Origin of the sequence: Reinekea blandensis MED297 (assembly GCF_000153185.1) — a bacterium.
Taxonomy (GTDB): Bacteria; Pseudomonadota; Gammaproteobacteria; order Pseudomonadales; family Natronospirillaceae; genus Reinekea; species Reinekea blandensis.
Map to the genome: position 1 here is coordinate 412,713 of NZ_CH724149.1, position 14,875 is coordinate 427,587.

At 53.7% G+C, this 14,875-nt stretch carries 8 protein-coding genes; 1 reads left to right on the forward strand and 7 read right to left on the reverse strand.

Annotated features, from left to right (window positions below):
- Positions 1-65: 65 nt before the first annotated feature.
- The 4 genes from MED297_RS01875 to MED297_RS01890 all read right to left on the reverse strand — a co-directional run bounded on the left by MED297_RS01875 (position 66) and on the right by MED297_RS01890 (position 5,659).
- The gene (locus tag MED297_RS01875; protein ID WP_008041834.1) at positions 66-2,525 is read right to left on the reverse strand and encodes an acyl-CoA dehydrogenase; all 2,460 of its coding nucleotides are present in this window, start codon (positions 2,523-2,525) and stop codon (positions 66-68) included.
- 212 nt (positions 2,526-2,737) lie between these two features.
- Complete coding sequence (locus tag MED297_RS01880) at positions 2,738-3,733, reverse strand: cytochrome d ubiquinol oxidase subunit II (protein ID WP_008041836.1); 996 nt, start codon at positions 3,731-3,733, stop codon at positions 2,738-2,740.
- Complete coding sequence (locus MED297_RS01885; RefSeq protein ID WP_008041840.1) at positions 3,730-5,100, reverse strand: cytochrome ubiquinol oxidase subunit I; 1,371 nt, start codon at positions 5,098-5,100, stop codon at positions 3,730-3,732. The genes MED297_RS01880 and MED297_RS01885 overlap by 4 nt, the downstream gene beginning before the upstream one ends.
- Before the next feature lies 1 nt (position 5,101).
- Positions 5,102-5,659, reverse strand: coding sequence for a GbsR/MarR family transcriptional regulator (locus MED297_RS01890; protein ID WP_008041841.1), 558 nt, complete (start codon positions 5,657-5,659; stop codon positions 5,102-5,104).
- Positions 5,660-5,846: 187 nt separating this feature from the next.
- Here MED297_RS01890 and MED297_RS01895 point away from each other — a divergent pair, with 187 nt between their 5' ends.
- Positions 5,847-6,749 carry a DMT family transporter gene (locus tag MED297_RS01895; protein ID WP_008041842.1) on the forward strand — a complete coding sequence of 301 codons (903 nt, stop codon included), beginning with the start codon at positions 5,847-5,849 and terminating at the stop codon, positions 6,747-6,749.
- 133 nt (positions 6,750-6,882) lie between these two features.
- Here the strand turns inward: MED297_RS01895 and MED297_RS01900 are convergent, their stop codons facing one another.
- From MED297_RS01900 to MED297_RS01910, 3 genes are read right to left on the reverse strand one after another with little or no spacing between them, the layout of a single operon-like run.
- A complete protein-coding gene (locus MED297_RS01900; RefSeq protein ID WP_008041843.1) occupies positions 6,883-7,803 on the reverse strand; it encodes a diguanylate cyclase domain-containing protein in 921 nt (306 codons plus the stop codon).
- The gene (locus MED297_RS01905) at positions 7,804-12,585 is read right to left on the reverse strand and encodes a CHASE domain-containing protein (RefSeq protein ID WP_008041849.1); all 4,782 of its coding nucleotides are present in this window, start codon (positions 12,583-12,585) and stop codon (positions 7,804-7,806) included.
- Positions 12,582-14,681, reverse strand: coding sequence for a two-component system response regulator (locus MED297_RS01910; RefSeq protein WP_008041852.1), 2,100 nt, complete (start codon positions 14,679-14,681; stop codon positions 12,582-12,584). Before MED297_RS01910 ends, MED297_RS01905 begins: the two co-directional genes overlap by 4 nt.
- Positions 14,682-14,875 lie beyond the last annotated feature (194 nt).

Consider the following 14,875-nt stretch of genomic DNA (forward strand, 5'->3'; position numbering starts at 1 on the left):
TCAAACCAAAAAAAACGCCCCGGACTCATGGAGTGCGGGGCGTGCTTCACTGGCGCTTTTAGCGTTTACGCGGCTTGATCGTCGTTGTGTTCGATCAGCGTGTCTTTGTTTTTAGCAAACTCGTCGAACGCAAAATCATCGACCATCAGCATGTTCAGAACTTTCGCTTCATACTTCGTCATGAACTCAAATTCTTCATCACTGATCACATCGGCGTCTTTGGCCGCCACGAAGCGTTCTTCCGGATGCAGTGCCTGCTCAGGCAGCTCACCTTTCGCGTACGCCTTGGCAATTTTACGATAGAGCGGTTCGGCTTTTTCGTAATCTTTCAGCAGGGCATTGTACTGTGCGACCGGGTTTTCGACTCCGCCATCTTTTTCGTCGTTCCAGATCGTTTCGATCAGATGACGTCGTAAACTTGAATCGGTCGAGACCGTTTTCGCCAGGTGTCGGGTCGCCCGATCGTCCGGCATTTTCCAGCGTCGACCTAATGGCAGAGTCACCACGCGCAGTGCCATGGCGACCGGACGGGCCGGCAGGTTGTCGAGAAATTCCGACAACGCCGCTTCAGTACGATGCAACAGCAATTGCAGGCTGTACTCCATTACATGCTGTTCACCTTCAACTTTTTCAGATTCTTCCCAGCGCTTGAGAACCATCGACGCGAGATACAGATTCGACAGCATGTCACCCAAACGTGCCGAAATCAGTTCGCGCATTTTCAGTTCACCACCGAGTGTTGCCATGGCGGCATCGCTGCACAAACCGAAGGCCGAACTGAAACGAGACAAGGCTTGCGCGTATCGTTTTGCCGGACCATCGAAAGGTACCGAGGCTTTACCGATACCCAGCCCCTGAGTGAAGGCCCGGCTGGCGTTACCGATGACTAAACCGACATGAGCGAACACCGCTTTATCAAAGGCATTGGCATCGTCGTTGTTTTTCGCGGCCAGCTCTTTCAACACATAAGGATGGCAACGGATCGCGCCCTGACCGAAGATCATCAACGAGCGTGTCATGATGTTCGCGCCCTCAACGGTAATCGAGACTGCCGAACTGCTGTAACCAATACCGAGATAGTTTTTCGGACCGAGCGTCACGGTTTTACCGCCGTGTACATCCATGGCATCGCTCAATATGGCGCGCTGCATTTCCGTCAGGTGGTATTTCAGAATGGCGGACGGAACGGATGGTTTCTGACCATCGTCAACCATGTTTGCGGTTTGCTGTACGGCCGCCTGTGCGATGTAGGTGTATGCCGCCATGCGTGCCAGCGGTGCCTGTACGCCTTCCATTTCGGCAACCGGCGTATTGAACTGACGACGCACCCGGGTAAAGCCGCCCGAGGTTGCCAATGCATAAGCACCGGCACCGGCCGCGCCGGAAGGCAGGGTAATGCAGCGACCGACGGATAGGCATTCAACCAGCATGCGCCAGCCTTCGCCGGCCATCTCTTCGCCACCGATGATGTAGTCGAGCGGGATAAATACGTCTTTGCCTTTGATGGGGCCGTTCAGGAACGGGCTGCCAATCGGGCAGTGACGACGGCCGATTTCCATCCCGTCTGTGTCGCGAGGAATCAACGCACAGGTGATGCCGCGATCGGTGCCTTTGCCGAGCAGGTTGTCCGGGTCAAACATACGGAACGCCAGACCAACGACGGTGGCAATCGGTGCCAGAGTAATCCAGCGCTTTTCAAAGTTTAGTTTAATACCGATCACTTCTTTGCCGTTGAACTCGCCTTTGCAGACGATGCCGGTATCGGGCAGCGACGTGGCATCGGAACCGGCTCGTGGGCCGGTCAAGCCAAAGCAGGGAATTTCACGACCGTCGGCCAGACGTGGCAGATAATGATTTTTCTGTTCGTCGGTACCGTACTTCAACAACAGCTCACCCGGGCCGAGTGAGTTCGGCACACCGACAGTGACCATCAATGTTTCGTTCGACGCCAGCTTTTGCAACACCGCCGATTGCGCTTTCGCGGAAAATTCTAGGCCACCGTACTGTTTCGGAATGATCATGCCGAAGAAACCTTCTTTCTTCAGTGATTCCCAGACGGTTGGCGGCAGGTCGGCGCGTTCAACGGCGACATCCCAGCCGTTGCATTGAGACAGTACATCAACACACTGGTTATCGATAAACGCCTGCTCTTCGTCAGTCAGGCCGGTGTGTTTGTTGGCCAGCAGTTTGTTGTAATCCGGACGGCCGGTGAACAGTTCGCCGTCCCAGCCGACGGTGCCGGCATCGAGTGCCACCTGTTCGGTTTGTGACACTTTCGGTGCAATTTTCTTAAAGATGTCGAAGACTTTCTGAGACAGCCATAAGCGGCGAATGGGGCCGAATCCAATGACCAGTGTCGCAATGGCACCGAGGATCAGCAGGACACCATAAACAGCCGATGCTAATTCCATCGACAGCGCACCGAACAGCAACAGAACACCGACGGCGGCGAGTGAACCGAGTTCCTGGCGCATGACCCAGAAGAGTCCGGCCAGAGTCAGGAGGAATAAAATAAACGTTACCATGTCAGACCTCGTTTCCTTTTGTGTACCCACAACCATCATAGATGGTTATGACCGTAAATTGGTGAGTTAGGGTGTAAAAAGTACGCGTGGGGTATAAAGCCGGATGGACAGGATGGCAACTTTGTACGGAGGTTGGCGTTTATCTTTACCTGAGACGAATCAGTCATGCCCTGCAGGGGCGATTGTTTCCTGCAGGGCATTATTGGTGAGCGTCAGTTATAGGTCAGTTCCCGCGTTTTACCACGGAAGATGTAATACGCCAGCGCGGTATAGGCGAGAATAAACGGCAACACAAAAACGGTGCCGAGTAGAATGATTTTCAACGCGGCCGGGCTGCTGGCACCTTCTGCGGCGGTCATGACGCCGGGAATCACGTCAGGGAAATAACTGTACGCGAGTCCGAGAAAGTTCAGCACAAACAACAGCGTGACCGCGACAAACGGAAACCAGTTGCCGATGTCGTTCTGCGTTGGGACATGCGCGAGATAGCGATCCACCGCCACCAGAATCAGCAAACACATCAACGGCACGGGCGCGAGCAGAAACACCTCCGGCACACTCAGCCAGCGCTCGGCGACCGATTGACTGAGCAACGGATTGATGACGCTGATGGCAACCATACCCAGTGCCGCCAGCCACCCCGCGCGACGACCGGCTGCAGCGGCATGACGTTGCACCTCGCCTTCGGTTTTCATCACCAACCAGGCACCGCCGATGTAGGCATAGGCAGCGCTGACACACAGAGCACTGAGCACGGCAAACCCGTGCGCAAAAAGCCCGGGTTCAAAACCCAGGACCCAGCGTCCGAGCATGTAACCCTGTGACAGCGCTGCCAGCCATGAGCCCAAGCGAAACAACAGATCCCAACGGTCTTTGTGCTGTGCATGTGCTTTCGCGCGAAAGTCGAACGACACGCCGCGCAAAATGAGGCCCAGCAACAGCAAAAAGGTTGGGAAGTACAGCGCGCTGAACACCACTGAGTTGGCAAATGGAAATGCGATCAGTAACAGGCCGACCGCCAGCACCAACCAGGTTTCATTGGCGTCCCAGAACGGCCCGATGGACGAAATCATCACATCGCGGTGCGCTTCATGGTGGAACGGCATGAGCATACCGACACCGAGGTCGTAACCATCGAGAATGGCATAAAGCAGCACGGCAAGGCCCATCAGGGTCAGAAATATTTCCGGCAGATGTGCATCAATCATGCGTTGGCTCCTTTGAGAAACTTCAGACGACTGGGGCGTGCCGGAGCGTCGGTAAACTCCTCGACCCGCGATGATTTACGCGCCAGATAAAACAGCGTCTGGATGTAGGCAAATAACAGAAAGGCGTAGAGCGATAAGTACAGGGCCAGTGACACGCCGACCTGTGTGCCGGGGACGGTGGTGACCGCATCGGTCGTGCGCAGTACGCCAGACACCAGCCAGGGCTGTCGTCCGATTTCGGTGACATACCAGCCGGCCAGTGAGGCAATCCAACCGGAAAACGTCATTCCGGTCACCACGCGCAGCAACCAGGTGGGCATCTCATGGCGGCGGACAATGAAGTAAACGCTCACCCAACTGACAGCCAGCATGAGCAGGCCCATACCCACCATCAAACGGAACCCGAAGAACAGCGGCTTAACGGGCGGGTGTGCGTCAAAGTCATTCAACCCGATCAGTTCGCCCTGGGTGTCGTGTGTCAGTATGAGACTCGCCAGATAGGGAATGCCGACTTCCCAATGATTGTCACGGGCGTCTTCATCGGGCCAGGCAAACAGCAGCAGTGGCGCGCCGGTTTCGGTTTCCCAGATGCCTTCCATTGCGGCGATTTTCTGCGGCTGATGTTCCAATGTGTTCAAGCCGTGCAAATCCCCCACGAATGCCTGAATCGGCATGATGATCGCAGCGGCGAACAGGCCGGTGGTCAGGGCGTAACGCGGCGCGGCTTTTTTGTCGCCCTTCAGGATGCGATACGCCGACAGGCCGGCCACCAGGAACGAGGCTGTCAGCGCCGAGGCCAGCAGCATGTGTGACAACCGATAGGGCATGGAAGGGTTAAAAATCACTTCTTTCCAGGAGGTAACATGCGCCACCCCAATAATCAGTTCGTAGCCCGCGGGCGTATGCATCCAGCTGTTGAGCACCAGAATCCAGAACGCCGATAGCGTCGTGCCGATGGCGACGAGCGCGGTGGCGCCGGTGTGCACCCAGTTAGGCACCCGTTGCATGCCAAACAGCATGATGCCGAGGAAGGTGGCTTCCATAAAGAAGGCGGTCAGCACTTCGTAACCGAGCAATGGTCCGGCAATGTTGCCTACCGTTTCCATAAAGCCCGGCCAGTTGGTGCCGAACTGAAAACTCATGGTGATGCCGCTGACCACGCCCAGTGCAAACGAGAGCGCAAACACCTTGACCCAAAAGCAGTAAACGCGCAGCCAGACCGGGTGCTTGCTGATGTCGAAGCGGATTTTGAAATACAGCAGCATCCAGCCGAGGGCGATGGTGATGGTCGGAAACAGAATGTGAAAACTGATGTTGGCGGCGAACTGAATGCGCGACAGCATCAGCGTTTGAGCGAGTGCGTCCATTTCAGGCCTCCTCGTCTTTTTTACCCGGCTTCAAACGGCTGGTCATTTCCAGTACCCGGCCCACGCCGGCGCCCATCTTCATCAAGGCTTTCAAGTGATCCGGTTTCATGTTCTGCACGTCATCAAACCAATGGGTGAACAGCTCCAGAAGGTCGTTCATTTCCTGCATCTGGGCGCGGGCATGTGAGTGGTCACTGTCGTCAAAATCCATCAGCAGACCGCGCACCACCGACAGGGTCGGGTCGACTTCGCGTTTTTTGCGCTCGGCCATCACCTGTTGCGCCAGCTCCCAGATGGAGCCATTGGCAACAAGATAGTCTTTGCGATCGCCGGGTTCGCGGTGCACGCGGATCAGGCGCCAGCTCTGCAGCTCTTTGGCGGCCATGCTGACGTTACCGCGGGAGACGTTCAGCCCCTGGGCGATGTCATCGGCGTTCAGTGGCTTCTCACTGAGGACGATCAGTGCCAGCATCTGGCCGACAGTTCGGTTGAACCCCCAGCGGCTGGCCATCTCACCAAAGTGGACCACAAAGGTTTCGGTTTCGGCGGACATTTGCATCCGGTTTTCTCCAGTCGTTTGATCAGAATCATTGACATTCTGAATTTTCAGAAATTTCTGAAAGTATAATTATCTGGAATCGAAATGCGAATAAAACTCAGAAGTCTTTACAAATGCGTCGGCCAGGCTGACAAACGAGGGTGCAATCGGTCATCATGCGCGATCCCTTCTGCACGGAAACGACGCCATGACCAACGCCACACCCTCGTCCTACGCTTTGTTGTTCTTTCAGGGGGCAATCTGGGGCTCGTCATTCCAAGCCATTAAGTTTGCGTTGGAAGGGTTCGGACCCATGACTGTCGCGGCCGGGCGCATTGGCCTTGCCGCGGTCATGATGCTGCTTTACGCCCGGGCGCGTGGGCATCGGTTACCACGAAACGGTCGGGTGTTGGGCATGCTGGCCATTGTGGGGTTGTTTAACTGCGCCATTCCGTTCTTCCTGATTCCGTGGGGCGAGCAGAGCCTCGATTCCGGCCGTACGGCGATTTTTATGGCCACCGGGCCGCTGATCGCGCTGGCCATTGCCCATTTCACAACCACCGATGAGCGCCTGAATCGCTTCAAGCTCCTTGGCTTTGTCATGGGGTTTGTCGGGGTGTTGCTGGTCATTGGCCTGGACTCATTCAGTGCCGGTGCCGCCGAATGGTTGCCGCAGTTGGCGATTATTGGCGCGGCCACGTCGTACGCCATTTCCGGAGCCATCGCCAAACGTGTTCTGAACGTAAGCAGTTCCGTCTTTACCGCCTGTGTGTTGAGCAGCGCCGCTCTGATGACGCTGCCGGCGAGCCTGATTCTGGAAACCCCGGTGACCGATCTGGCCGCAACCGGGTTGAGCAGGCCCCTGCTGGCGCTGATCTACCTCGGGCTGATCCCAACCGGGCTGGCTTTCCTGATTCGCTTTCATCTCATTAAAACCGTGGGATATACGTTCGTGTCGCAAGTCGGATACCTGGTGCCTGTATTTGGAGTGCTGTTTGGCGCGTTGATTTTTCAGGAAGCGATCACCGCCAACATCGTGACCGGCTTGTGCCTGATTCTGACCGGTATCTTTGTGAGTCGTTTATCCGCACGTCACCGTGAACCGCTCTAAGTTGAGCAAAAACACACATGTGACAAGGGTCGGAGCATCGAATGGCAGGGACGGTTTAAGCGCTGATTAACCAAACCGAAACACACGCCCCGGCTGCACCGGCGCCAAGTTCTGTGCTGTCTAGTTGACGAGACTATTCGACCAGTAAAAAATTCACGCAGTTCTTGCCTTCATGTTTGGATTGGTAAAGCGCCTGATCCGCAATCTGCAGCGCCGATGCAGCATCGATTACAGAACCGGTTGCAGAGGTGCAGCAACCTACCGAGACAGTGACCACCGGAAAAGTGGCGTCATCAGCATGCGGAATCGCTAAGGCTTCCACGTTGGCTCGGATACGTTCCGCGACTTTCTGTACACCGAGTGCATCCGTTTCCGGTAGCAGCACGGCAAACTCTTCTCCGCCATAACGCGCCACCAGATCTCCGGATCGAAGAATGGCATCACTGAACACGGTACTGACGGCTTGCAGACATTTATCACCTTCGATATGTCCAAATTGATCGTTAAAGGCTTTAAAGTTGTCGATGTCCAGCATGATGAGGGAAATCGGGTTCTTTTGACGATTGGCACGTCCCAACTCAGACGTCAGCTGATCATCAAAGACCCATCGGTTAGCCAGTTTTGTTAACTGATCCGTGCGCGCCTGTTTGTCGAGCAACTTCAACGCATGGTAATAGGCTAAATGGGTTTTGGCACGAGCCGCCAGCACTCTGGGGTTCAGCGGTTTATGGATATAGTCGCCGGCACCGACCTCAAACACCGACTCCTCAAAGCCGACGTCGGCATGGCTAGTAATCACCAACACGGGGATGTCCTGCGTGGATGGCATGGCTTTCAGCTTGGTACAGACATCCAACCCATTGGCATCCGGCAGTTCAATGTCGAGCAGAATCAGGTCCGGGTGCTTTTCTGAAATCATGCTGAAGGTTTGTTCAGCCGTTTCCGCAAATCGAACCCGCCCGATATCGCTCATCACCTGATACAGAGACATGACTACAGAAGGATCGTCGTCGACGATTAAGATTTCAGAAGACGCGGGGAGGGTGTTGTTCATTCAGCGGTCCTCGACAGTCTGATAGGGTTGCAGCATCTGAATAATATCCTGAAACGCCAATCGCCCTAAGTGAGCGCGCAGTGTGGTCATGTTCTCTGAACCGATCAGGCTACGCAAGGGCTCATCATACGCATCAATATCATTCAGTACCGACAAATCACGGTCGTTAAGTTTGTCGATGAGCGCTGTTAAATCGACGGGTTGGCCTGAGTTTTCTTTCTGAGCCTCGGACAGAGTTTGGTTGTAATCGGCTGATACGTCGTTGAGAAACGGGGCACTGTGGTTAATCAATCTATGGAGTTGTTCCGATAACTCCGTCAGCAATGGCAATGCCGGCTCACTTTCATCTCGTAAGGCGGTTTCAGTTTTGGTCGCTATGGCCTGAATGGTTTGGGCACCCACCATGCCGGAAACACTTTTCAGTTTGTGAACTTGTCCGGCAAGTGCCTTTCTGGCATCGGCGTGTGAGGGCTCATCGATCGACGGGTCTGGCGGTGAGCTCAAGTTCTGGTGCTCTTCAACCAAGTTGGTGAGCGTCATGCGGAAAAGAGACGGGCTGTCCATCAACAACGTTTTGGCCTGTGTCATATCTAAACCCTCGATGACGGGCCAGTTATCATCGTCTGCTTCAGCAACGCCTTGGACCTGAGCATCCGCGATGTCAGGGGTTTGTTTGTCGCCGACATGGTGTCTCAGGGTTTGGATGAGCCGCTCCGGTTCAATGGGCTTGGTCAGAAAATCATTCATCCCAGCGTCCAGCGCTTTTTTTCGTTCTTCGACTAACGCACCGGCGGTTAAGGCAATAATGGGAATGTCGGTCATGTTCAGGTGGTTACGGATCCGCTGTGTAGTTTCCAGACCATCAATACCGGGCATTTGAACGTCCATTAAAATGGCATCGAACGCTTCCGGATGATTCGACAGGTAATCGATCGCGTCTTCACCGTTGTCTTTAACAACAACGGATGCGCCATTTCTGGACAGTATCTGCGATACGACCAGCTGGTTGATCGGGCTGTCTTCGACGACAAGAATGGAATAGTTTTCTAACCACTTCCCGGCTAACAGGTCTGTTTTGGTAGACTTTAGTACCTTTTCAGCGTTGCCGGTACGGTCCGTGACGGCGGTGTTAACCACATTGAATAGCGCCGACGGTTCAATGGGCTTCTGAAGAAAGGCGTCGATCAACTTTTCGTCCGTTGGGTTCTCCGGGTCGAGTTGCTCATAGGCAGAGACCATAATCACGGCTGGCAAGTCAGCCTTGCTGATCATTTCGCGCATCTTACGGATGGTCTCGAAACCATCCAACTCGGGCATGTTCCAGTCAACTAACACGGCGTCGGGCAGGCGAAGGTTCTGCTCGGCACGCAGCCGAATGTCCGCCAGCATATCGACACCGTTGTTCACCACACTGCTGCGCCAACCCAACGCCCGCGTAATTTTCTGCAATTGCTGTGCATCGTCTTTGCTGTCTTCGGCAATCATGATAAACAGGGTGCCGGCAGACTCAGATAGGTTGTCCAGTTCGTTGTCAGATAAGGTTTTAAAGGGCAGTTCAAACCAAAAACGGCTCCCCTGACCCTCCTCACTTTCCAAGCCCAGTCGGCCTTCCATCAAATAAACCAGTTTTAAAATGATGGACAAACCAAGGCCCGTACCACCGTACTTTCGTGTAGTCGAGACATCGGCCTGCGTAAAGGGCTCAAAAAGCTGCTGTTGAGCCTTTTCAGAAATGCCGATCCCCGTATCGATGACTTCAAAACGAACCGTTGCCCGATCTGTTTCTTCAACCAGATGACATCGCAGCGAGATGCTGCCTTCGCTGGTGAACTTTAACGCATTGCTAAACAGATTATCGAGTATCTGTTTGAGCCGGGTTTTGTCCGTTTCGACCCAGTTGGGTACCTTCGGGTCAATGTTGAGAGCAACTTCCAGGCCTTTTAAGTCGGCTTGCATGCGATGCACGTTTAAGGTGTCTTCAATCAGCTCTCTTAAGTTGACGGGTGTGGATTCAATGTCCACTTCGTTGGCTTCGATCTTGGATAGATCCAGCACATCATTGATGATGTTGAGCAGGGATTGACCGGATAGTTGTATTTTGTCGACCAGTAGATGCTGATTCTCGGTCAGGTTTTCATGGTCGAGCAGGTGACTCAAGCCAATGATGGCATTCAACGGCGTGCGTATCTCATGACTGGTGTTGGCCAGAAAAGCACTTTTAGCTTCAGCCGACGACATGGCTTGCGTGATCGCATGTTGAAGTTTTTCTTCAGAATTTTTGCGTTCGGTAATGTCTCTTAATGCCGCCGAAACCAGCGTTCGGTCTTCAAGGGGTACGACGCCAAGGGTGACTTCAACCGGGAACTCCGTTCCGTCTTTGCATCGGGCAAACAGGTCCCGACCAACTCCCATCAGTCGGCGTGTTGGATTTTGTATGAACGCGGCTCGTTGTTGGGGATGGTTGGCTTTGAAACGCTCCGGCAGCAAGGTGTCGATGTTCTGGCCGAGTAACTCATTGCGTTCATAGCCGAACATCTGTTCTGAGCGACGATTGACCAGTTGTATGATGCCCTGTTCGTCGACAATGAAAGTCGGGTCGGGCGCTGATTCCAGCAACGACTTAAACAGTTTTCTGTCTTTTTCCTGCTGTTGTTGGTGAAACTGCTGATAGGTATCGATGCGTTTGCGGGCGGCGTTTCGCCACACAATGAACTGAAACAGAACGCCGATGAAAGAGACGATTGCAAAAGCGGTGAAAACTGAAAACACCCGTATCAGCACAGTCTGCAGAACGGGCGTGCTGGCGCGGGCCACATAGAGCGTCAGGAAATTGCTATTGGCACGCGTTTCGAAATCGATGCTTTCCGACACCATCCAGACGTCTCCAAAGGTGCTTGAATAGAGAGTCAGTTCGCTGTTCAGCGCGCTGGCCCAATTACTGTCGGGCGTAAACTCATCGGACCAGCGGTAAGGTGTGCCATGTTCAAAGGCGAATGTGCGTGATTGACTGGGGTGTAGAATGAAGTCGTTACTGACATTGGTGATAAAGGTTCGTTCGTCGCTATGCGTCGGTTCGCTTAAGGACGACAGATAGTTGTCAGGGGTGACATTGATGATGACAATGCCAAATGGACGGTTGTCGGCTGTCACAACAGGCGTGGCGAAGCGCCACATGGGTCGGTGCGGATACTCAACCATGCCAAACTCACGATTGAGATTGATTGAGGACACATAGACGTCACCCGGCCCTTCAGCAAGCGTTGCTGAAATATAGGGTTCACTCTGTTTGCTCTGCAGTTGGTCGCCACTGAGACTGATGAGCTGGCTGTTTCCTCGCTGAACCTTTACGGCTTCGGTCCAGCGATCCTTCGCGAGAATCAGCCTGACCTGATACACCTCGGGCGCTGCGAGCATGTAGGAACGAAAAATGTCTTCAAGTCGCTCGCTGGATTGCTGATACGCCCGTCCAGTTTGATCCAGTGAGTCATTGTTTGCCAAGGCGATCAGTTGCTGAATGGGCGGTGTGTTCGCGATTGACTGGACATCGTTGATGTATCGGTTCGATAGCGTTTTCAGACGGTCGACCTTTTCATCTAAGGCACTGTTAAGCTCTGTTTGGACGTCATAGGTAGTTTGTCGGAAAACAAAGTAATTTAATCCCAGGAAAAAGAACAACAAGATCGTGATGAATGCCGACCATGTCGATCGCAGTTGCGGTTCGTTGACAAAGGCACTGAACGATTCAAGTGTTGAGCTTGTCGACTCTTCGAGCGTTTTATCGGCCGATAGGGTGGTGCGGATCAACACCATCAGGTAGGCGAGGACCAGTGTTAAGGTCAGTCCGATAATCGCCACCGGCATGATTTGCCAGCGTTCAGCCATGGCCAGGCCAAGGCGGTTAGGGTACATCGTCAGCGTCCACTGTTGACCGAGGACCTGAATGGTTCTGCTGACAAAAATATCGCGGTCTGAGATGTCAGCGTTGATGTCGGATGTGAAGAACGGAACAGGGTCTTCACTGTGGCTCAGTACAATGGTGGTTTGTTCCATCGGCGCACCCAGGTCTTCCAAAACATCATCGATGACCAACGGTGCGTAGGTCCAGCCGACTACCGCCGACTCGCGTTGATCGGGCGTGTTGGTTGGGTGGTTGGCGTCGTAAACCGGTAACAGGATCAGTACCCCCCGCCGGGTTTTCTGGTCGGCCTGCACTAAGGTAATCGGCGCGGTTAAACGCGGCTGGTTGGTTCGGGCCGCGTCCAAGGCTGCCGCTCGACGGTTGTTTTCCGAACCGATGTCCAGCCCCTGCGCTTGTCGATTCGGCGCAAACGGGTAAATGTACTGGATGATAAACCGGTCGAGGTCGTGCGGTGCCAGCTGTGTTATTTCAAAGTTAGGTGCGCCATCGTTGCGGATGCTGCGCAGATAATCGCTTTCGGTTTCCATCGGTACCCGCCGGATAAAACCGAAGCCCAATGCGCCTGGAAATTCATACTCCAGGTCCCGGCTGGCGATGTAGTCTTCAAACATCGCACGATCAACGTTATCAACGCCAGCGGTGACAAATACGCCGCGAGCGCCACGTAATCCATACTGGAAGTGCTCAAACTCAGTGCTGATGGATGACTCAGCTTCGTCGGCCAACTCGACAAGGTGTTCCCGGATGGCCTGATCGTTGCTGTTCAGCGCAATAACGCAGGCGATGCCCGTCAGCAGCAGGCCGGCTAAGAATGGTATCCAAAGGGTGATGGTTTGAACGGCTTTAGGCAGTCGCATACTCATAGTGGATACTCAAATAAGACGTCCTCGGCGGGTTGTGGCTTAGAGAAGTAATAGCCCTGTAGCAGCGAAATGCCAAGATTTTGCAGGTAATGCACCTGCTGTTCAGTTTCCACGCCTTCCGCCACCGAAGACAGCCCCATGTTGTTGGCCAGTTCGGCAATGGTTTTAATGAGCACAGTATCGCCCTCCGTCGTTTCAGCCAGGGCGACGAACGACTTGTCGATTTTCAGGACATCGACAGGCAGGTCTTTCAGATAACTCAGGCTGGAGTAGCCGGTGCCGAAGTCATCGATGGACAGCGTGATGCCCATGTCCCGTAAGGTTTGAATGTCGCGGGTAAGTTGAGCATGGGTCTCCAGCATCAGACTTTCTGTGACCTCCAGTTCAATCATTCTGGGGTCAATCTGCATTGTTTGGAGGGTTTGTGTTAGAAAGCCTACAAAGCCGGGTTCACGAAACTGCACCGGTGAAATGTTCAGGCAGATGCGAATGTTGCGGCCGGCTTTTTGCCATTTTTGTTGCTGTTTCAGCGAGTTAACGATCATCTGTTCACCCAACGGCAATATCAGCCGCGTATCTTCAGCGATGGCGATAAAATCGATCGGTGGCACGATGTTGCCTTCGTCGTCGCTTATTCGCATCAGTGCTTCGACGGCTTCCACACGTCCGCTCTGACTGTTGACCATGGGCTGATAGAGCGTGATGACACTCTGGTTGGATACCGCAGCCTTGATGTGTTTGTAAATCTTTCGGCGAGTCATGAACTGGGTCGCCATTTCATCGGAGTAGAAGCAGATGCCCTGATGAATGGCGTTTTCTTTTGCCCGCTTCAGTGCCGAGTCGGCGTGCAGTATCAGCGACTGAGCATCACGGGCATCGTCAGGGTAAAGACTCAACCCGATGCACGCTGTGAGATTAACAATGCCCGACAGGGTCTGGCTGAACAATCCCAGCTGTTCTTTGAGTTGAAGGGCCAGATTGGCCAGCTCGCTCGTGTCATTGAGCTTTGGTACCAGGATGACGAACTCATCGGCATTATGCCGGCTCAGGGTTTCTTCACCACTGAGCTGTTGCTTCAGGAAATTCGCAACCTTTTTCAACAGCGAATCACCAAACGCAAACCCGAACTCTTCATTGATCAGTTTAAAGCGATCAATATTCAGTTGAAGGAGACCCAGCTTGGTTTGCTGCCCTTTGTTTGTCGCGATGGCGGCCGTCAGGTGTTCCATTAACAAAAAGCGATTAGGCAGGTTGGTGAGCTGATCGTGCTGAAGAGAATGGGTCATCTTCAGGACCATGGCCCGGGATTCATCAATGTCTTTAAAGACGATGACACCGCCGATGACGTCACCGGAATCCGATATCAGCGGTGAGGCACTGTCTTCGACTGAGATCCACTTCCCGCGTTGATTCCGGAGCTGGCAGTTGAATGCCATGCCCACGTTGCGTTTTTCGCTAATGGCTAATCGAAGCGGATTGACGTGAGCCGGACCATCGTGACCGATGCGAAGCGGCATGATGTCTTCGATAAAACGCCCTTGTGCCTCTATGTTGGTATGACCGGTAATCAGTTCCGCCGCCGGGTTCATGTATCTCACCCGGCCGTCTTTATCGGTTGAGATGACCGCATCGCCGATCGAGTCCAAAGTAATGGCTGCGTGGCGATAGAGGTTGTGTAAGGTTGTCTCGCGTTCTTTTAACTTCAGCTGTGTGCGAACGCGGGCTTCCACTATTTTGGGGTTCAAGGGCTTGATGATGAAATCCACAGCGCCTTCGTTAAGGCATCGGACCTGAAACTCCGGGCTGCTGTGCACCGTGATAAAGATGACCGGGATTGTTCGTGTCTGAGGGTGTTGCTTCAACAGTTTATGGACTTCAAAGCCATTCAGCCCCGGCATTTCGATATCCAGCAAGATCAGGTCAGGCGCAATGGATTCGACCACAGCGAGGGCTTGTAGACTGTCCTGCTCAAAATGCAGTTGGCAGGTGTCCTTAAAGATTTGATTGAGCAGGGTGATCTGCAATGGGTCATCATCAATGACCAAGAGCGTGGGAGGGGCATGACTGCCGGATGAAAAGGGGCGTATGTCGCTCATGATTGCCTTCAGATTGCTACCTCAAATTCGGCAATGCCATTTAATCTGGGTAGGCGGGAATGGGGGCGGGGTTGAGTGCCTTGGCACCTTCTCCCGATACGTCGTTATATTGACTGTTCAGCTTGGTTCACAATGGTGAAAAGTCAAGCCAACAGCGTCGGCGGCAACGGTCGAACTGGAGGTGTTTCGCGTTT

Coding starts and splice junctions, on each gene's coding strand:
- MED297_RS01875 (WP_008041834.1), bottom strand. CDS start 2,525: ATGGTAACGTTTATTTTATTCCTCCTGACTCTGGCCGGACTCTTCTGG.
- MED297_RS01890 (WP_008041841.1), bottom strand. CDS start 5,659: ATGCAAATGTCCGCCGAAACCGAAACCTTTGTGGTCCACTTTGGTGAG.
- MED297_RS01885 (WP_008041840.1), bottom strand. CDS start 5,100: ATGGACGCACTCGCTCAAACGCTGATGCTGTCGCGCATTCAGTTCGCC.
- MED297_RS01895 (WP_008041842.1), top strand. CDS start 5,847: ATGACCAACGCCACACCCTCGTCCTACGCTTTGTTGTTCTTTCAGGGG.
- MED297_RS01905 (WP_008041849.1), bottom strand. CDS start 12,585: ATGAGTATGCGACTGCCTAAAGCCGTTCAAACCATCACCCTTTGGATA.
- MED297_RS01880 (WP_008041836.1), bottom strand. CDS start 3,733: ATGATTGATGCACATCTGCCGGAAATATTTCTGACCCTGATGGGCCTT.
- MED297_RS01910 (WP_008041852.1), bottom strand. CDS start 14,681: ATGAGCGACATACGCCCCTTTTCATCCGGCAGTCATGCCCCTCCCACG.
- MED297_RS01900 (WP_008041843.1), bottom strand. CDS start 7,803: ATGAACAACACCCTCCCCGCGTCTTCTGAAATCTTAATCGTCGACGAC.